The sequence below is a fragment of the Sanguibacteroides justesenii genome (assembly GCF_003204205.1).
Classification (GTDB): domain Bacteria; phylum Bacteroidota; class Bacteroidia; order Bacteroidales; family Marinifilaceae; genus Gabonibacter; species Gabonibacter massiliensis.
On record NZ_QJPL01000006.1, the window covers coordinates 108,603 to 128,322 of the forward strand.

The 19,720-nt window shown below is 42.8% G+C and carries 17 protein-coding genes; 8 read left to right on the top strand and 9 right to left on the bottom strand.

The window, feature by feature from the left end; translation table 11 throughout:
- The first annotated feature begins 11 nt into the window (after window positions 1-11).
- The 8 genes from DMB45_RS10905 to DMB45_RS10940 all read left to right on the top strand — a co-directional run bounded on the left by DMB45_RS10905 (window position 12) and on the right by DMB45_RS10940 (window position 8,016).
- The gene (locus DMB45_RS10905) at window positions 12-1,175 is read left to right on the top strand and encodes an efflux RND transporter periplasmic adaptor subunit (protein WP_110688767.1); all 1,164 of its coding nucleotides are present in this window, start codon (window positions 12-14) and stop codon (window positions 1,173-1,175) included.
- A gap of 20 nt (window positions 1,176-1,195) precedes the next feature.
- Complete coding sequence (locus DMB45_RS10910; RefSeq protein WP_041504149.1) at window positions 1,196-1,936, top strand: ABC transporter ATP-binding protein; 741 nt, start codon at window positions 1,196-1,198, stop codon at window positions 1,934-1,936.
- Window positions 1,937-1,953: 17 nt separating this feature from the next.
- Window positions 1,954-3,174, top strand: coding sequence for an ABC transporter permease (locus DMB45_RS10915; RefSeq protein ID WP_041504148.1), 1,221 nt, complete (start codon window positions 1,954-1,956; stop codon window positions 3,172-3,174).
- A 68-nt stretch (window positions 3,175-3,242) separates the two neighbouring features.
- On the top strand, window positions 3,243-4,328 hold the full coding sequence (locus DMB45_RS10920; RefSeq protein ID WP_235375099.1) for a sensor histidine kinase: 1,086 nt from the start codon (window positions 3,243-3,245) through the stop codon (window positions 4,326-4,328).
- A gap of 12 nt (window positions 4,329-4,340) precedes the next feature.
- Window positions 4,341-5,054, top strand: coding sequence for a LytR/AlgR family response regulator transcription factor (locus tag DMB45_RS10925; protein WP_041504147.1), 714 nt, complete (start codon window positions 4,341-4,343; stop codon window positions 5,052-5,054).
- A gap of 171 nt (window positions 5,055-5,225) precedes the next feature.
- Window positions 5,226-6,404, top strand: a complete 1,179-nt coding sequence (locus tag DMB45_RS10930; RefSeq protein WP_041504146.1) for an AIR synthase related protein — start codon at window positions 5,226-5,228, stop codon at window positions 6,402-6,404.
- Window positions 6,405-6,449: 45 nt separating this feature from the next.
- Entirely contained in the window at window positions 6,450-7,184 is a 735-nt protein-coding gene (locus DMB45_RS10935; RefSeq protein ID WP_041504145.1) for a hypothetical protein, read from the top strand.
- A complete protein-coding gene (locus tag DMB45_RS10940) occupies window positions 7,174-8,016 on the top strand; it encodes a hypothetical protein (protein WP_052634775.1) in 843 nt (280 codons plus the stop codon). The genes DMB45_RS10935 and DMB45_RS10940 overlap by 11 nt, the downstream gene beginning before the upstream one ends.
- A 7-nt stretch (window positions 8,017-8,023) precedes the next feature.
- Here the strand turns inward: DMB45_RS10940 and DMB45_RS10945 are convergent, their stop codons facing one another.
- From DMB45_RS10945 to DMB45_RS10985, 9 genes are all read right to left on the bottom strand, one after another.
- A complete protein-coding gene (locus DMB45_RS10945) occupies window positions 8,024-11,131 on the bottom strand; it encodes an AsmA family protein (RefSeq protein ID WP_041505073.1) in 3,108 nt (1,035 codons plus the stop codon).
- 46 nt (window positions 11,132-11,177) lie between these two features.
- Window positions 11,178-12,320 (bottom strand): exo-beta-N-acetylmuramidase NamZ family protein, encoded by a 1,143-nt coding sequence (locus DMB45_RS10950; RefSeq protein WP_236684967.1) that lies wholly within the window; start codon window positions 12,318-12,320, stop codon window positions 11,178-11,180.
- A 19-nt stretch (window positions 12,321-12,339) separates the two neighbouring features.
- On the bottom strand, window positions 12,340-13,341 hold the full coding sequence (locus DMB45_RS10955) for a DUF4837 family protein (protein ID WP_110688768.1): 1,002 nt from the start codon (window positions 13,339-13,341) through the stop codon (window positions 12,340-12,342).
- Between the two features lie 46 nt (window positions 13,342-13,387).
- The gene (locus tag DMB45_RS10960) at window positions 13,388-14,149 is read right to left on the bottom strand and encodes a DUF3108 domain-containing protein (RefSeq protein ID WP_041504141.1); all 762 of its coding nucleotides are present in this window, start codon (window positions 14,147-14,149) and stop codon (window positions 13,388-13,390) included.
- Entirely contained in the window at window positions 14,150-16,075 is a 1,926-nt protein-coding gene (locus tag DMB45_RS10965; RefSeq protein ID WP_041504140.1) for an Ig-like domain-containing protein, read from the bottom strand.
- A 182-nt stretch (window positions 16,076-16,257) separates the two neighbouring features.
- The gene (locus DMB45_RS10970) at window positions 16,258-16,662 is read right to left on the bottom strand and encodes a SpaA isopeptide-forming pilin-related protein (protein ID WP_160289621.1); all 405 of its coding nucleotides are present in this window, start codon (window positions 16,660-16,662) and stop codon (window positions 16,258-16,260) included.
- Window positions 16,663-16,978: 316 nt separating this feature from the next.
- Window positions 16,979-17,659 carry a ComF family protein gene (locus tag DMB45_RS10975; RefSeq protein WP_041505068.1) on the bottom strand — a complete coding sequence of 227 codons (681 nt, stop codon included), beginning with the start codon at window positions 17,657-17,659 and terminating at the stop codon, window positions 16,979-16,981.
- Between the two features lie 64 nt (window positions 17,660-17,723).
- Window positions 17,724-18,488, bottom strand: coding sequence for an energy transducer TonB (locus DMB45_RS10980; protein ID WP_041505067.1), 765 nt, complete (start codon window positions 18,486-18,488; stop codon window positions 17,724-17,726).
- Window positions 18,485-19,702: an ABC transporter permease gene (locus tag DMB45_RS10985; protein ID WP_041505066.1), complete on the bottom strand. Its 1,218-nt coding sequence runs from the start codon at window positions 19,700-19,702 to the stop codon at window positions 18,485-18,487. The genes DMB45_RS10980 and DMB45_RS10985 overlap by 4 nt, the downstream gene beginning before the upstream one ends.
- Between the last annotated feature and the right edge of the window lie 18 nt (window positions 19,703-19,720).

A 19,720-nucleotide genomic window follows, 5' to 3' on the forward strand; every position in this document is an offset into this window, starting at 1 on the left:
ACCGAAATAGAATGAAAAAAATAGCGATCATCATCATTGTCTTGGCTGTTATCGCGGGCCTTTTCTTTATCTTCCGTTCAGGAGAGAATAAAACAGTCACATACGAAACGACCACGATAAAAAAGGGTTCCATCAACACGACAGTAACGGCTACCGGAACCATCGAACCCATTACGAAAGTAGATGTAGGTACGCAGGTATCCGGCACGATTTCCCGCCTTTACGTGGATTATAATTCCGTCGTAAAAAAAGGACAACTGATTGCAGAGCTCGATCGTACGTTACTGGAAGCGGCCATGGCTTCCGACTCGGCCAACATGGAATCCAGCAAGAGCGAATACGAATACCAGAAAAAGAATTTCGCCAGACTATCCGGTTTGCATGAAAAGAGATTGATCAGTGATACGGAATTCGAAACAGCCCAGTACGAGTATGAAAAAGCAAAACTATCCTACGAGAAAGCCATCGCCGATCTTGTCAAAGCAAAATCCAACTTAAGTTATGCAACCATCTATTCCCCGATCGACGGCGTCGTTCTTTCCAGAGAAGTAGAAGAAGGACAAACCGTTGCCGCAAGTTTCGAAACACCCACCATGTTTACCATTGCCAACGATCTACGCAAGATGCAAGTGATCGCGGATGTAGATGAAGCCGATATCGGCCAGGTCGAAGAGGGGCAACGCGTAACTTTTACCGTAGATGCCTTTCCGGACGATATATTCGAAGGGGACGTCACCCAGGTCCGGCTACAATCTACCACGACCAACAACGTTGTTACCTACGAAGTCGTTATCGATGCGCCGAATCCGGATTTAAAACTGAAACCGGGCCTAACAGCCAATATTACGGTCTACACGATGGAGAAACACGATGTTATGCTCGTCCCTTTAAAAGCCTTCCGTTTTACTCCCGAGACGGCTAACCCGGCCGCTGCCGCCCCGGCTGTAGCCATTGGAGGAGAAAAAAAGGTATGGATACAAACGGCCGGAGGGATCATTCCCAAAGTCGTTAAAACCGGTGTTTCGGATGGCATCAACATGGAAATCAAAGAGGGTATACAAGAGGGCGATAAAGTAATTGTCGAAATAACCCGAGACAAAACCGCCATGGGTGCACCCGGGGATAACTCTTCCAATCCGTTCATGCCACAACGCCCAGGCAGTAAAAAGAAATAAATACAACAAAATAGGATCTCATGAATACAATAATAAAAATAGAAGACCTGAGGAGGGATTTTAAAGTAGGATCGGAAACGGTACACGCTTTACGGGGAATTTCATTTTCCATCCAGGAAGGGGAATTCGTCACGATAATGGGAACGAGCGGTTCGGGGAAATCCACTCTACTCAATATCTTGGGATGCCTCGACACTCCCACCTCGGGAAACTATTTTTTAGACGGCATATCTGCTCGCGAAATGGGCAAAAACGAACGGGCCACATTACGAAACCGTAAAATCGGATTCGTTTTTCAATCTTACAACTTATTACCCAAAACCACGGCATTGGAAAACGTGGAACTTCCGCTCCTGTACAATCCGGCCGTATCCTCTAAAGCGCGTAAGGAAAAAGCGATCAAAGCATTGGAAGACGTAGGATTGTCGGATCGTCTCAATCACCGTTCCAATCAAATGTCCGGAGGTCAGCAACAACGTGTCGCCATCGCACGCGCCATCGTAAACGATCCGGTCATTTTGCTGGCCGACGAAGCGACCGGAAATTTGGACAGCAGGACTTCTTACGAGATATTGACCCTGTTTCAACGACTCCACTCGGAAGGGAGAACGATCATCTTCGTTACCCACAACCCCGAGATTGCCCAATTCAGCAGTAGAAACATCGTATTGCGTGACGGTCATATCATCGAAGACAAAACAAACCGACATGTTGCTTCCGCCAAAGAAGCATTGGAAGCTCTTCCTAAAGAAAACGACTAATTTAATAACAGCTCACAATGAATTACGGTAATCTGATACAAATTGCCCTCCGAGCTCTGAATAACAACAAATTCAGAGGATTCTTAACCATGTTGGGAATCATCATCGGGGTTGCCTCGGTGATCTCCATGCTGGCCATCGGCCAAGGTTCCAAACGCAGTATCCGCGCCCAAATATCCGAAATGGGCTCCAACATGATCATGATTCATCCGGGTAACGGAAAATTCGGAGGTGTACGCCAAAGTGCCAGCGATATGCAAACCTTAAAGCTGGAAGACTATCAAAGCATCGTAAGAGACGTCGATCTCATCAACAAATGTACTCCTACGGTCAATACCGGCGGACAAGTTATCTACGGTGCGAACAATGCACCGACAACCATATACGGGGTCAACCAGGACTATTTAGATATCCGGAAATTTTCTATCGGTGAAGGAGAGATGTTTACCGACCATGACATTAAAACCTCGGCAAAAGTATGTATCGTAGGAAAAACGGTCGTCAATAATCTTTTCACGAAAGGAGAAGACCCGTTAGGCAAGACCATCCGTTTCAATAAAACACCGTTCAGGATCATCGGAGTATTGACACCCAAAGGTTATAACTCCATGGGACAAGACCAGGACGACATGATTATAGCCCCCTATACCACCATTCAAAAACGACTGTTGGCCATTACATACATACACGGTATATTCGCCTCCGCACTTACGGAAGAAGACTCGGAAGAAGCCATAGAAGAGATCTCGGCAGTTCTCCGTCAAAATCACAAGATTCCTGCCGGAGAAGAGGAGGATTTTCATGTCCGTTCACAGGAAGAACTCAGCTCCATGCTTAGCACGACGACCGATTTAATGACCGTACTTCTGGCCTGTATCGCGGGAATATCCCTGTTAGTGGGAGGTATCGGCATTATGAATATCATGTACGTCTCCGTTACCGAACGCACGCGGGAGATCGGTCTCCGGATGTCCATAGGGGCCAAAGGACGACATATCCTTTTCCAATTCCTCATAGAAGCAGTTATCATTAGCGTTACCGGAGGAATTATCGGTGTCATCCTTGGTATCGGCTCTTCCATGGTCATTAAATACGTTATCGGATGGCCCGTTTACATTCAAATCTATTCGGTCGTCTTATCCTTTTTGGTTTGTACGGCCACCGGAATATTTTTCGGATGGTATCCGGCAGAGAAAGCTTCTAACTTGGATCCCATAGATGCCATCCGATACGAATAATAAGGGCAAAACGAAAGTTTTTAACCGTAAATAGCAAAACATATAGCGTAAAATCAGTAGCTTTGCTTATGTTCAATAAAGACGATATGCAGAAAATCGGTAATCGGAAGCATTTATTAGCAGCCATTCACGTGATCGGCTGGGGAATCTTCTTCGCTTTTCCCTTATTCTTTACCAGAAACGATCATCAGTTCATCGTCACGTTAAGATGGTATTTAGGATATTTTCTTTTACCGCTATCCTGCATGATCGTTTTCTATACCAACTATTTCTACTTTATCGATAATATTCTTTTCCCTAAAAAGATTTTCCGTTTTATCGTGATCAACCTGTTAGTTATCATACTACTCGGACTACTTTTACATTTTTGGCAAGAGTTTTATCGTACCTACATCAGCCCTCCCGAACCGGAAGAAGTGGTAGCCTTACGAAAAGTACTCCCCAAACCACCCCGTTTCCTCTTTTTAAGTCGGGACATGCTATTAATGGGGCTCACGGTTGCCCTAAGCATGGCCATCAAAATGACCAGTAACTGGTATAAAACGGAGGGTGAAAAAAGAGAGTTGGAAAAAGCAAAGGCAGAAGCGGAATTAAAAAACCTGAAGAGTCAATTAAATCCTCATTTTTTATTCAATACGCTTAATAACATCTACTCGTTGATTGCCATCGACCCGGAACGGGCCCAGCTCGCGGTTCACGATCTGAGCCGATTGTTACGTCACGTGTTGTATGATAACAACCAAAATCTCGTCTCCATAGACCGGGAATTCATATTCATGAAAAGCTATATCGAACTGATGAGCCTGCGCCTCCCCAAACACACCCGACTGGAAGTAAACATACCGGAAGAGGGGAAAGGCGTCATGATTGCCCCGTTACTTTTTATCACATTGATCGAGAATGCCTTCAAACACGGGATAAGCAATACTCAAGATTCTTTTATCCGTATACGAATGGAATTGCAGGAGTCACAAAGAGTAAGCTGCATCGTGGAAAACAGTTATTTTCCTAAAAATGACGAAGACAGAAGCGGTTCCGGAATCGGAATCCAAAATTTACAACGACGTTTGCAACTACTCTATCCGGGAAAATACATTTTAAAAATCGAAAGGGCAGACGACCGTTTCATGGCCCGACTCATTATTAACTTCTAATATTCAACTGATATGACATTAAATTGTATTATCGTAGACGATGAACCTTTAGCTTTGGATCTGTTGGAAAGTTATGTCCGGAGAACCCCTTTCCTGCACCTTGTCGGACGATACGATAATGCTTTGGATGTCATCTCTTTACTGGAGAAAGAATCGATAGAAGTAGCCTTTTTGGATATACAGATGCCCGACTTGAACGGCCTGGAACTCTCCCGTATTATCGGAAATAAAACAAAAGTCATTTTCACTACCGCCTTCGAGCAATATGCCATAGAAGGCTTCAAGGTCGACGCGTTGGATTACCTGTTAAAACCTTTCAATTATGCCGAGTTTTTAAAAGCCGCCACGAAAGCATTGCACTGGTATGAAATGACTCGAGGCTCCGTACCCCGCAAAAATCCGGAAAGCATATTTGTAAAAAGCGACTATAAACTCATCCAAATAGAAGTACAACACATTTTGTACATCGAGGGAGTGAAAGACTACATTAAAATACAAACCGACGATTCGGAAAAAGGTATTCTTACCCTGATGAGCATGAAAACAATCGAAGAATATCTTCCCTCCGATACTTTTATCCGGGTACATCGCTCTTATATCGTCAATATAAACAAGATCAAAACAATCGAACGCAATCGGATCGTTTTCGGTAAACTCTATATTCCCGTATCGGATTCATATAAAGACCATTTTACGGAATTATTGGAACGAAGAGCCTTAAATTAAGAGCAATTCCCGGAAGTATCCATCGAGTAAATTCTAAACATAGTTTCGATTATTATTGAAAATTATCCTAACTTTGCAAAAGACAAAAAGATTGTACGCACGTGCAAGTAAGGAGAATTAATTTCCTGATAATAATATCATTAACATCATAAATTATCGATTCTGTCCGTTATGAGAAAAGACGAAAGATACAATAAGAGGGGAGTTTCAGCTTCTAAGGAAGATGTTCATAATGCTATCAAAAACTTGGATAAAGGCCTATTTCCAAAGGCATTCTGTAAAATTGTCCCCGACTATTTAGGCGGTTTAAAAAGCTATTGCAACATCATGCATGCGGACGGAGCCGGTACGAAATCCTCTTTGGCTTACCTCTATTGGAAGGAGACCGGAGATATTTCGGTATGGAAAGGTATCGCGCAGGATGCTTTAATCATGAATATTGATGATCTTCTCTGCGTTGGAGCCGTGGACAATATCTTGTTATCCTCTACCATCGGAAGAAATAAAAACCGGATCCCCGGTGAAGTCATCGCCGCTATCATCAACGGAACGGAAGAATTAATCGAAGAGTATCGAAAATTAGGAGTAAATATTTACTCCACGGGAGGAGAGACCGCCGATGTGGGAGATCTCGTACGGACTATCATCGTGGATTCCACGGTTACCTGCCGGATGAAGAGGAAAGATGTTGTTTCGAATGACCGGATAAAAGCCGGAGATGTCATTATAGGCCTCTCCTCTTACGGCCAAGCGACTTACGAAAGCGAGTACAATGGCGGCATGGGGTCTAACGGACTTACTTCCGCCCGACACGATGTTTTTGCCAAATACCTGGCCGTCAAGTACCCGGAAAGTTATGACAATGCCGTTCCCGAGGAGTTGGTATACGCCGGAAAATGCAAACTAACGGATAAAATAGCAGAGTTAGGAATAGATGCCGGAAAACTGGTATTATCCCCAACGCGGACTTATATTCCGGTCATAAAGCAGGTATTGGATAAATACCGGAAAGAGATACACGGCATGGTGCATTGTTCCGGCGGAGCCCAGACCAAAGTGATGAACTTTGTCGAAAAAATGCATATCGTAAAAGATCATCTTTTCCCCGTTCCGCCTCTATTCAAATTGATACAGGAACAATCCGGCACGCCATGGGAGGAGATGTACAAGGTATTCAACATGGGTCACCGGATGGAAATATATGTAAATGAAGAGATCGCGGATGAAATCATCGCTATTTCCCAAAGCTTCCATATCGACGCACAAATCGTAGGACGTTGCTACGACAGTGAAAAGAATGAGCTCACCATTATCAGTGAATTCGGAAAATTTTACTATGATGGTTTATAAACACGGGGAATAGGACGTGATCTTGTATCATAAAACCGACGCGTAATGATAGAAGATTTTTTGGTCAACTTCGGTTCAAGCATTGCATTTGTTTTTTTGGGAAGCCTTGCTTCCTGGGTATATCGTACGGTCAACACCGTCAGACCCGTTAAAAAACTCTGGCGGATCTCGCATCCGCAAGAGCTGATTATTTGTACGGCAACATCCACCAAAACGAACACGGGAAAATACCTCAGACCGGCGACCGGTATCGGACAAGTCAGGGCATTGGGACACGCTGTCGAATCCTTAAGTAAAGCCTATAACATCAAAATAGACAATATCCTTTTCTCCGACGATCAGGTTCAAAAGAAAATAGAAAAAGACATCATTATCTTAGGCGGTCCCAAAAACAACATGATCTCCAAACTGTTTTTGGATAAGTTCCGGGAGGCAAAAGATATCGTTTATCAAACAGAAAATACGATCTCTTGGAAAACCGATCAGGGAGTAGAGGAATACAACGGTATAGAAGAAGATCAAAAAGTTATCAAAGACTACGGGGTAGTTATCCGGGGTATCAATCCGTTCTCTTCCCCGGCCTCAAAAAGTACCTTCTGCCTGTTCACGGGATGTCATACCTACGGCACAATTGCCGCTGCCAATTATTTTACCGAGATACACGTCAACTCACAAAAAATAATATCGAAAGGCAAAAAAAACATTGTACTTTTAGTCGAATGCGACGTATTGGACGGATTCCCCGTTTGTATTAAAAAGATTAAGGAATATGAGTTTTAAAGTAATCGAAAAATTTATACTTGGGAAATCACGGGATATCTCAAAATGTGAAGACAGAATAGTCGTCACCGATCATTTCGCATGCTTGATCGACGGCGCAACCAGTAAATCCGATATCGATTTCGACTCTAAAACCCAAGGCGTAATTGCCGGAGAATTGATCGAAAAAGTCGTTCGCTCCATGCCGAACGATATCACACTCCCTTCTTTTATTTCTGAAATTAATAAGCAATTTCACTCTTTCTACGCCGGAGTCGGCATGACGGACCACATGGAAAAACATCCGGTAGATAAACTCAACGCCTCCCTCATCATCTATTCGGATCACCATAACGAAGTATGGTCTGTCGGCGATTGTCAGGCCATCATTGATAATGCCTTTTTCAGAAAAACTAAAATCATCGATACGATCCTTTCCGACTTAAGAGCTTTCATAACAGAAAGTTGTATCAGACAAGGCATGAGTACGGAAGAGCTCCTGATTAAAGATATAGGACGCGAAAAGATTCTCGAATACTTAAAAGAGCAAACCCTGTTTCAAAACCATTTCCCCGACAGCATGTATTCTTATGGTGTTCTGGACGGTTCTCCTATTGCTCCCACGCAAGTGGAAAACATCTCTTTGACCGGTTCGAACTCCCCATACTTGGTTTTGGCCACAGACGGCTACCCCAAACTCTTTCCCTCCTTATCCGAATCGGAAGCATACCTGGAATACATCCTGAAAAACGATCCGCTATGCTACCATCTCTTCAAGTCCACCAAAGGACTGAAAAAAGGGAATAATTCCTTCGACGACAGAGCCTTTGTTAAGATTGAAAGACTCCCTTAGCAACTGTTTATTCGTCAGCCGCCCGTTTGACGGATTGTAGCAATTGCCGGATCTGTTTACGCAGGTTAAGTTGCGTACTGTCCACTTTCGCCCTTCGTGAAGGAATAAAAATATCTTTGTATTTCGCTTTCGTAATCCGGAACTTCATCTTTTCCAAAGAACCGGAAATATCGACCCCCGCCCTGAAAGGTATGGGAGATTTCAATAGTGAAACATGATATTTAAAATTCATGTCAATATGATGCTCCCCTCCGACAGCCACCTTATATCGGTCCATCTCTATCATAAAAGGGAATATCTCTATGACCCCGTTCTTAATCAAAAAATCGACCGAAACACTATCGATCATATTCCGATTTTTATTCTTAAACATCAACATTTTGGATATTTCGGCAAAAGTTTCACCATCCAACAACACCAAATCTTTTCCATCCAAATAAGCCGCTGCCCGCAAAGTAGGCAGATCGATCATCATCGTGGAGTCCAAATCCGCTTCCGCCGCGATATGAAAATCTACCATTCCCTCGAAAGATCGCAACATCGGGAATAAGGTATCCAGAGAAGGCATGAAGTTAATCAACGAAGCGACATGAATATCATCCATCCGCAAATCAAAACCGGCATAAGCCCGTTCCGGAGTGGAAGCTTTATACAACATCGTCGTCTTCATATCAGCCGCCATAGAACGCAAACTCAGGTCGGACAATTCAATACACTGATTGCGCATAATCATCTCTCCATGGATACTGTCCAACTCCAATTTACCATACAAAACCTTATTGATCCGCGTTTCGAACTTAAAATCGATACCGGGAGGAACGACAAAAACAGCCATCGTACTATCAGCCACGTAAGTAGAGTCGGCCGAGAGATCCAACTCCTCCAACTCTTCCTCACTCATCTCTTCCTCGTTTATCCCCCAGATTTTAGATCGATTCGCCTCTCCGACCTCCATCGCTTTCATCAATTGATTGCAGTCTATCATTTTTGATCTTACGGCCAGCTCAGCCTTTAATTCACCTTTATGCAAAAAAGCATCGGCAAGATTATAGACGGCTCCTGTCAGCAAAACATCCGAATGTCCTATTCTCAATTTGGCTCCATTCAATTCGATACGACCGGGAGCCAGAGTGATTTTCGTAGCGGGCATCCTCATCCGTAACGGAAACACGGGCGTATACACGCCTAAATTTCGAAAACCGATTATACCGGAAGTCTTCCAAATCCGCTTATCATCTTTATTCATAACGCTCGTCAAATCGAAACCGGCCTTCTCCATCCTCAAGCGATTGCCTAACGCCCGAATTCGCAAACTATCCATCTCCACACTCGCCTTTGCCTGAGGCACCTTTTTATCCGACGGAGAAGGACCTAAAGAGAGCTTCGCCTTGCTGTTACCCATCATCAGGGAAAGCGTATCATCCACCGTAAGTCTGATCCGGCCGAAACGTATGTTCGCAGACATGGAAGCTACCGCCGTCGTATCTCGCAAGGGAGAGGTTTTCACGTGCACGTAAGAAGTATCCATATGAAACACCAACCGCTCTTTCATATTGATGTCCACACTATCAAAGCCGAAGATACCGTTAAGCAGATTTTTTCCCTGCCATATCGTATCGTCTTTCATGTTCGTACCGAAACCCAACCCGATGGATTTCGAACGGAACAGAAAACTATCCCTCTCACTTTTCAACACCACATCCTTCAAGCGACATCCTCCCCGAATATCCATTCTTCCGTAATTTGCGGATTTTATATCCGATAACAGTATATTCACCTTCAATACCGAATTCAATTCTCCTTTCATAGAGACTCCTTCCTCTAACGGAAATATCTGAGTCAAAGAAGTAAAATCAACCACGGCATTCATGTTCGACAGCAACCGGGGCGCCGTAATCAAGTCCCGTATCTCCGCACTCAAATCCACTTCAGTGGAAGCACCTTTCAAATAGAGCCGGCTCAATTTGACATACGAAGGTTGCTGACGTTGCAAATCCACCTGCCCCTCCACATCTAACTCCAACTTCTCTAAGGCATAAGGCATTCCCTCGTAGCGAACCGCTCCATTATTAATTCTTATACGGCTCGTAATAATAGGAATCCGATCCTTCCCGTATATTCCCTTTATCGTTCCGTTGCACAACACGCTTCCTTCGACCTCCGCTTTTTTATCCCGCTTTAAGATCGCGGGAGGGACCAGATCCAGTACCGTTTTCAGAGAAGGGACCTGCATACCGAATTTCATATCCACATCTAACGTGCGGGTAACGGAATCTCCCCGGCATTCACCTCCCAAACCGAACTTCAATCCGTTGATATCCATAACAGCCCGATCCAACGTGTACAACAATGAATCCCTGTCAATACTCATTCCGCTCTTGAGACCCAAAGTAACGTTTTTGACCAACAGTTCTCCCTGTTGCCAGAACAAAAGGTTCTCCATTTGTATCTCGACATCCAGACGAGACTTACGGCGGGCAAAGGCGCCGTCTATTCCGACCCCGAGATTCTCCATCCTCGCGTATAGCTGATTCGCCCGATCGTCGAATATCAATACCCCTTCCTTAATACGTACGTTCTTTATATCAATGGAATTTATCGTCTTCACGGAAGAGGTATCGGGAGTCACTTCCGGTAAAGAATCAGTATTCGCTATTTTCATTACATCCCAACCGGGTACACCCTCTTCATTCACGTAAGCGTATATCCGGGGTTTCTCGATCAATAGCTCTTTTATAACAACATCCTTACGAGACAGATAAGCCATAGGATCTACCGTCATCAAACAACGTTGAAAGCTCATCAACGAATCAGTAGAGACATAAATCGATACACTATCTTGAAAAACCTTCGTTACCACCTCTCCATGCCGAACATCCAAACCAAAATTGGGAAACGTAGAGAAAAAAGTAAGTTCGATCGAATCGAAATGTACCTTCGCGTTTAACATGTCATTAGCAATCCTCTCGACAACAGGAGTCAATTTTTGCGGAGTGAAAATAAAATGAATAAGTATTCCTACTCCGATACCTACTAATATCAACAAAGAAAACAAGGTAATAACCGTCCATTTTACCAAACGCCATACGATACTCTTTCTCTTTTTCTCTTTCATGACCTTCCACTAACTTAATATACAATGACCTTTACAACTATTTCAATCATCTATAAAGTAAATATTTTACCCGTATCTCACGGAATGCTTGCAAATCCGTCTGCCAAGAATCCCGAATCTCCTCTTCGCTCTCTCCCGATAATATCGCTTTTCGGAGCGAATCGTTTCCTGCCAATTTATCAAAAAACGACGTAAAAAAAGACTCTTCTCCTTCGTAATTCCGGTAGGCTAACAACAACCAAGCCAAATTTATCTTTTTTTGTTTCCAAATAGTACGATACTCATTTCTCAAATCCATACCATAACACAATTGTCCTTCACACTTAGGAGATTCACTCATTCCTTTTATGGAGCGAGGAATATAAGAATATGACATGTTTTTCAAATCCGGATGCCCGAAAACCTGAAAAGGGGTCAGAGTTCCCCTGCCCTCATTCACAACCGTACCTTCAAAAAAACAGATCGAAGGATACAAGATAACAGAAACAGAATCCGGCAAATTCGGAGAAGGTTTTTGCGATAGAGCCACCGCCTCTTCCCGGTTCCAATTTTCACAAGGCACAACCGTCAACCGACAATTTCGTTTTCCGTTCAACCACCCCTCCCCATTAATCATAAGCGCATACTCCCCTATCGTCATCCCGTACACGACAGGAACCGGATGCATACCCACGAAAGAAGCATACGACTCTTGCAATACCGGGCCATCCACGTAAAAAGCATTCGGGTTCGGTCGATCCATTACTAGCAAAGGTATTCCATTCTCGGCACAAGCCTCCATAACGTAATGAAGCGTAGAGATATAAGTATAAAAACGGACACCCACGTCCTGAATGTCAAATACCATCAAATCTACTCCTTGCAGATCTTTTGCGGTAGGTTTTCTCTTTTTACCATATAACGATATAACCTTCAGATGACTTTTAGCATCCGTATAATCCCCCGTCAGTCGACCCGCTTCCGCCTCCCCCCGAAAACCGTGTTCCGGCGAAAAGATCCGTACCAATTCAACCCCTTTATCCCGCAAAAAGTCAACACTATGTTGTCCTTTTACCATGGAAGTGTGATTGGCCACGATCCCTACCCGCTTTCCTTCTAAGGTTTCACGATAGAGTTCATACCGCTCTATCCCGTTTCGAATATTTACGCAAATAGCATCCGTCGGTACGGATGCTATCACTAACAACATAATCAAGAATTTCATGTGCTTATTTCTCTTTTTTCGGTTCTTCGTAGTTAATCTCCATCGTATTCAGAATAGCTTCAACCTGTTTAACCATATTCCGCTTATTCTCATTAGGATAATATACGTACCCCATCAGATAGATAATGCGGTTATGCTCCTGGTCCAAAACAACATTTAACACGAAAGGCCCTGCCATAAAATCATTTATCACAGTCCACAACCCCCGAATCATTATCGCGTAATTCCCCTGATAATCGTACTGTACCGCGGTATAACGTATATCCGTATCAATTGCCATATAAGAACCTTTCAGGGGGCCGGGTATAAATTGCTTCAATTTTTCATTTACCGTTTCGATAATCACACGGTCGTTAAACTGATTCTGATCTCTATACTCCTCGGTAAAGAAACAAATTCCCTTACTATCCCGGGTCGTCTCACTGGATATCCAGACAAATCCGGTAGTATCCTTATTGACATAGTATCCGGTAGGGCAATACAATAAAATATCGTACTTCTTTTTAAAAAGATTGAATATACGGGAATCGGCCGTCCGCTTGTAAATAGACACCAGCCGATCCTTTTCCGCCTTCGTATATACGCCTAACATTCTACTCTTATTCGCTTCAAATATCTCCATGAACTCCTTATTATTAGGTGCTTTTATCTTAAAATACACCTGACTTTTGGCCCACGGACTATTCATATACTGAATAGAAGCAGAATCAACAGAAGGAGAAATCTCGACTTTCAGGATATTACGATGTCCTTTTATATTTTTATCAAAATGCAATTCCGGTAAATTCAGCATATCAAAAAGCGGTTCTACTTGCGGTAATCCTTCCTGATCCTGTTGAAACCATGCGCGAATGGAATCCCCTACCTGTCCATCCCAAACGTTTTTATCAGCTATCACCAAGATCTCGTTTACCTTTCCGGAGACCGCAGGAGACATGTTCTTCATCGCGTTTTTACAACTTGCAAAAAGTACGACAGATACCAGAATAATTATAAATTTCTTCATATGTCAAATTGTTAATTTCCGATTCTTCCAAAACTAAAAACGCCAGTTACCAATAAACACTATTCGCTTCATCTAAAATTCCTTTCACCGAACCGACCAAAATCTTCGCCTCTACCATTACCGGTACCCGATACTCATCGTCACTCACCCAAATTTTCATATTTTCTCCCCCTTTAAATACTTCTCCTTCCACCAACAAAGGAGAAAAAACATGACACGACCGCTTTCCCTTTCCTGTCTTTACCTTATCCCGTCCCAAATAACGCACATAAAGTTCATAAATTTTTTCATCGATCAAAATACGTATCGGGATCATGTCGTTTTTTTTATACTTCGCAAAATCCAAGTTACGGGCTAACCAAGCCACGGAAAGCATATCATAGGTTCCTTCCTGTAAGGGGATCGTATCCTTCCGGACATATTTTCCGATCCGTTCTATCTCCGAATAGATAACATCATTGTCATAATTCCAAACATAATCGAATGTTTTATGGTAATTTCCTTCATGCGCCTTCCTCGAAAATTCATAGGGCATAAAAGTAAGACTATCGTGATAAGAGACCAACGTATCCCGTAATCTGAAAACCCAATCCCAAGAAGGATTGGAACTTCCCACGGCAAACAGTCGTTGGGCATTGGGATACTTATCGGAAGGAGTCAGAGTAAACTCGACAGAACCGGCCTTAATCCATACGAACCCCCAATTATAATACCCGGTATAAGTCAGTTTTTCCAATGGCTTATCCTTCTCCTGTGAAAAAAGAGACAAACTAAAGAATAATACACCGATCAATAATGTTGTCTTCATTTATCTGTTCCTACCTCTCTTGTTATTTTTTTCATCTTCATTGTTCTTCTTGCTCGGGTCCTCCCTCACGTAGGTCTTCTTTACATCGAACTCCTGCTCCACGTCAAAATTCCGTTTTATCTTAAAGTCCAAGGGGAAATATTTTATCTCCTCAGGCTGAATTCGCTTTAAATAATTTCCGGTATCCCATTTTCCATTTCCATTTCTATCCATGATCGCCCGAATCATATAGGTTCCCTCGTTTAAATAATCGAACGTCACTCTACCGTCTCTAAAGACCTGCCTCTCCTGCAATATCTTCAAATCTTTATCGCTTCCTTGATAAAGTTGTACAACGACAGGCATCTCAACTCCCGTAACATTCAAAAAGATCTTTCCATAATCCTCTTCTGCTTTTGTCTTAAACGTCTTTTCAAATTTTTTGTTATACAAACCGTACATGTTATACATGGCCATGGAATCGATTGCCAGCTGATATTCCGTCTCCGGCTTCCACTTATGATCCAAATAAAACCGACGGATTTTCAAACTATCCTGTCTTACCTCAAAAGGAATAGCCACCCAATTCGAATCCACTTTTTCAAAAAGTTTTATTTTATCCATTTCGGAAGGCCGAATCGGCTTATCAAAATCCAACACGATATTTCGGTTCAAATCGAAGACCGGAGCTATATTCGAAGTAAATTCTATAAATTTCAACTCCGGTTTATCTTCCTCCTCATCGTCTTTTTTCTTCTTTTTCTTGGGTAATACCTTATCCTTATAGTTCAATTTGACCGTATCTTTTGTCCAGGCCATACGACGCAAAGAATCCGTCCTCATGTAGGTCAACTCCACCACCAATGAATCGATTTTATAAACAGAGGAATCCTTTATCCATAACTTTAAGGTATCGTTACCTGCCGAACGTTCCGTAATATACCAATCCTCATCCACTCCATCCAGCAAATGCAAGCCCAATAATTTAGCTTTTAACCGATTATCCCCCGGAATACTAAATAAAAACTCCAATCGCTCCCGTTCCTCCCGAAGTTCGTTATCCAAATACAATTGGGTAGGTTCCTCCTCGAACATGCTCATAAACAAATTAGAAGGGCCATACAATATGTATTCCCGTTGCACGACCGTATCCCTGGTCAACGGTTTAACACTCAGCTCGCCTTTTCTCGAATGCCTTACTTCTATTTTGGTCGTATCGGGCCGTATCGTATCCCACCTCATCACCCGGCTCATCACGGGTCTTACCAATGTATCCACAAAAGCGACCCGGTCATTCTCCGGCGTAAATTTATTATCCCGATTGGCATCCTCGATAGCCAACACCCGGTACACGGTATCCTTTATATTCGTTACCCGGAACATTCCGGCACTATCCGTACGCGCCAAATAACTGGGTAATTCCAATATAGCCGCAGAATCGGCATGGTTTTCATAAAACAACACCATGGCATTGAGCAAAGGCAGCTGAGTCTGAGCATCGATCACCTTTCCGCTTAATTCCATAGAATCAATGGTACTACCCGTGGAAAAAACATAACGATAATACCCTAACGGGTTTCCTTCATTATTATCCACGATGGCATCTGCAAAGTCCAATGTATAAGTAGTATTCGGCTTCAGCGTGTCGGCACTCAGATCCACAACAATATACTTTCCGCGTAAACTAACCTTTGGATTCTTTTTGGCAGGGGGAGACATTACAAACTTGTTATTGATCTCCTTCAGTTGTACAAATTCATCGAAGTAAATACTTACCCGCTTCGCTTTAAAATCGACAGTAAAAGAGGCAGGTTCTTCTTTAATCACCTTGGGAGGAATTTCATCCTTTATTCCACCTTCCGGATAACCCCTGTTGGCACAAGCATATATGATTAACGATACGACAATAGCCGCAATACAAAAAGCATTCCAAAAAAACTTACTCATAATCCTCCTAAAATTAATTCTACAAATTTATAAAAAAGTTCGGACTACTTTTCCTCCATTCCTATAAACCTTAAAATTAATCGCTTTTTTTACGACATGGTATTTCTATTTAAGAAAACAGAAGATATCCCGCTCCTTTCCCCCCTCCAGTACTACTTACGATATGCCCCCACCGAGTCTCTTTAAAAAATAGATAAAACAATCAAATTTCCCAAACAGAACTCGTTACTTTTTTCTGTCAAAAAGAAATAAACATTCTCCTTTTCACTTAATCGCGAGAATTCATGAGCCTGCGAATTATAACCGGCATTAGAGACTTCCACCTTGTATTTACCTCCAACCTTCAAATTAGCGAACACAACATCGCCGCCCCGCCCGGTCGTCATTTTACCGACTTCAACCCAACCCTTATCCGTATGTTCATAGAGCTTCACTTCCGCTCCAAATATTGGAAATTTCAAATTACTATCCATCACCTCCACCACGATTACACCTTTTTTCTCTACTGTATTATTCGCTAAAGTATAAAGTCCGAAAACGGAAAGAAAAAATAAGATACAAGTTGCTTTCAAAATCATCGTTCTCATGGCTGTAAAATTTAGATTAATAAAATAAGATTCCATATTATATTTCTATTTTATCACATCCCCAAAAAAATAAACGTCAATGAACACGATCCGCACGGGTCTCGCCCTTCCCATCACACGCGTATACCTTCTCGAATCAGGACACCGCCCGCATGCTTCCCATTTATCAGAAGAGATAAAAAACTTGACTCCACAGACAATAAAAATAGATGAGATGACCGGAAAGCCATTTTTATCCCCCTTCGATTTATCAACTATTCAAAAATAAAAAATTAATTCCTGAAATTAAAACAATAAATATAAAAAATTAACACAGTTACTCCTTTGCCACGGCGAGACAGGCTACACTTACCGTCAAACCGGGGATTTCATTTAACACTTTAAGAAACGAGATTAAGGTTGATCCTGTCGTGATCACATCATCGACTACTAAAATATGCTTCCCGCGCAACAGGGCTACTTCGTTCAACCGGAAAATCCGTTTCACGTTTTCAGCCCGTTGCTCAACCGTCAAACCCGTTTGGGACGGGTTATTGACAACCCGGGAAACGACATGATCCATCACGGGTACTCGTATCACCTCCGCGATTCCGACCGCAATCTCCCTGGCCTGATTAAAACCTCGCCTCTTTTCCCGTTTCGGATGAAGAGGTAAAGGAATAATCCCGTCGAACTCCTCCCCTCCGACGATACGTTCTCCCAACATGGCTCCCAGAAAACACCCGATCTCTCGCTTGGAACGATATTTTACGGCAAAAATCAAATTCCGGTAGTCGCTGTATCGGCTATAATAAAACAAAGAGTAGACCGATTTCATCCGGCATACCTGATCGAATTGCAGAAACAGGTCGTCATGCAAACCGTAACTGTACGGGAAATCATACAGACACGCGGAGCAAATATGTTTTTCCCCTGAAACCAACACCTCTTTACAAACTTCGCACATCCGGGGATAAAACAGATCCACGAAAGCTGAAAAATAGGAAACGAGAGTCATACTTTAATTCTACTAAATCACATTTTTAATCTTCCCCTCCGGTTTCCTTTTGGTTTTATCCGTACTATTGTTTTACAAAATTATACGTGATTGTTCCCGACTGATGTTCAGGAGCTTTGTCATCTTGATTAAACCGGGAGCGCAAAGCAGCATCCGCGGCAACTTCCCTCAGGCAATCATCTTGTTTAGACTCCTTGTCTATGATTTCCGCCTTCACCACGCGACCCTTTCGGTTAACGACAATAGCCACAACCACCTTTCCCCCGTATTCGCATTTAAAAATGGGTATGGGTAAGAAAACTTTATATCGTTTTTCCAACTTATACGAAACACTGCTCTTTCCCACATAGACGATCGACTGCAAGGAATCCAATTTTCGTTGTTGTTCGTCTTTCGCATGTTGCAAGCTATCCGTCTTATAATGTTTATCTTTTTTAGCCTGATAACGATTACCGTAGCTTCCTTTCAACTCCTCCTGTATCTCTTTGATATACTCCTGCACGTTTTCTACCGGATCGCTACCGGATCGCTTTTCATTTTTCACGTCCTCGTTTACGGCAATCGAACGCAACATCTCCTCCACTTCATCATTAGCCCGTTGACGAACGAGCTCTTTTTTCTCTTCTATCATCTGTTGAACGACTTCCGGTTCCGGCATCTCCAGTACAATCTCGACCTCCTTATGCACGTTCATTTTAGATATTCCCATGCTCAACAGCCCGATCGCCAGCAACAAATGGAAAATAAGAGTCCCCATTAAACCGTGTTTATGGATATAAATAAACTCTTTCCATTTTCCTAAATATGTATCCCAACTTTCTATTTTCATTCGAACCGGATTGATTTTATCGGATTAATCTTAGATATCAGCATCGTCGGAACAACCAACATAAGCAATGTTACCACAATTACACCTATATTCAAAAACAGGATATACCATCCGTTAAAATAGATCGGCACGGTACTCATGTAGTACGTGACCGGATCCAATTTCACCACTTCAAAATAATATTGTATGCCCGCCAATAAAAAAGCCAGCAAATTTCCCCAAATCATACCTTTCACGATCAATCCGGCAGAAATGTATAAAAATAAACGCCTCAAGGATATATTTTTACAACCGAGAGCTTTCAATATGCCGATTAAGGTTGTCTTATCCAAAATCAAAATCAACAAGCCGGATACCATATTAAACCCCGCCACGGTCACGAGCAGAATCAAAATAACCCAAACATTCACATTCAACAGGCTCAGCCAATCGAATATCTGCGGTGCAATATCTCCTAATGTTTTCACCTCACAACTCTCGTTCATATCATAAAGCAAATCGTCCACCCGGTCCCCATACTCGTTTACCCTCTCCACATCGAATAACTCCACCGCAACTCCCCCCAACTGCCCCGGCTCCCAGCCATTCAATTTAGCAAGATGCCTCCGATCCGCCAATACCGATACGTCGTCGTATTCCTTAAACCCGGTATCATAAATTCCCGACACCCTAAAAGCCCTGGCGCGAGGAGGTTCCTGCACAAAATGAGCGATAATCTTATCCCCGGCACTCACGTTCAAATAATCCGCGACGAAAGCCGAGATCAATATTTCCTCAGAAGCCTTAGGCGTTGATAAATCAGGCATTTTACCCTCTTTCAAATTCCGTTGAAAAAAACTTTGGTCGTAGGTAGAATCCACACCTTTCAAGACCACTCCGTGAATTTCCGATTTGCTTTTCAATATCGCGGGTTTCTCGATATAACCGTACACCTCTTTTACCCCGTCCATCCGCTTCAATCTTGCCATCAGGGAATCAACCCGCAAGATCGCCCCGTCCGACGTTTCATAAGGCACGATATTCAAATGCGACGTAAAACCGGATAACTTCCACGTTATTTCATGCTTGAAGCCGATGATGATAAATACAGAAAGCAACATCACGCACAACCCCAAGGCAATCCCGCCGATCGCGATCTTAACGATGGGAACGGACACGGATTTCTCCGCGTCTCCTTTTAATAACCTGCGTGCAATAAACCACTCTATATTCACGAAATATCGTTTTAACGT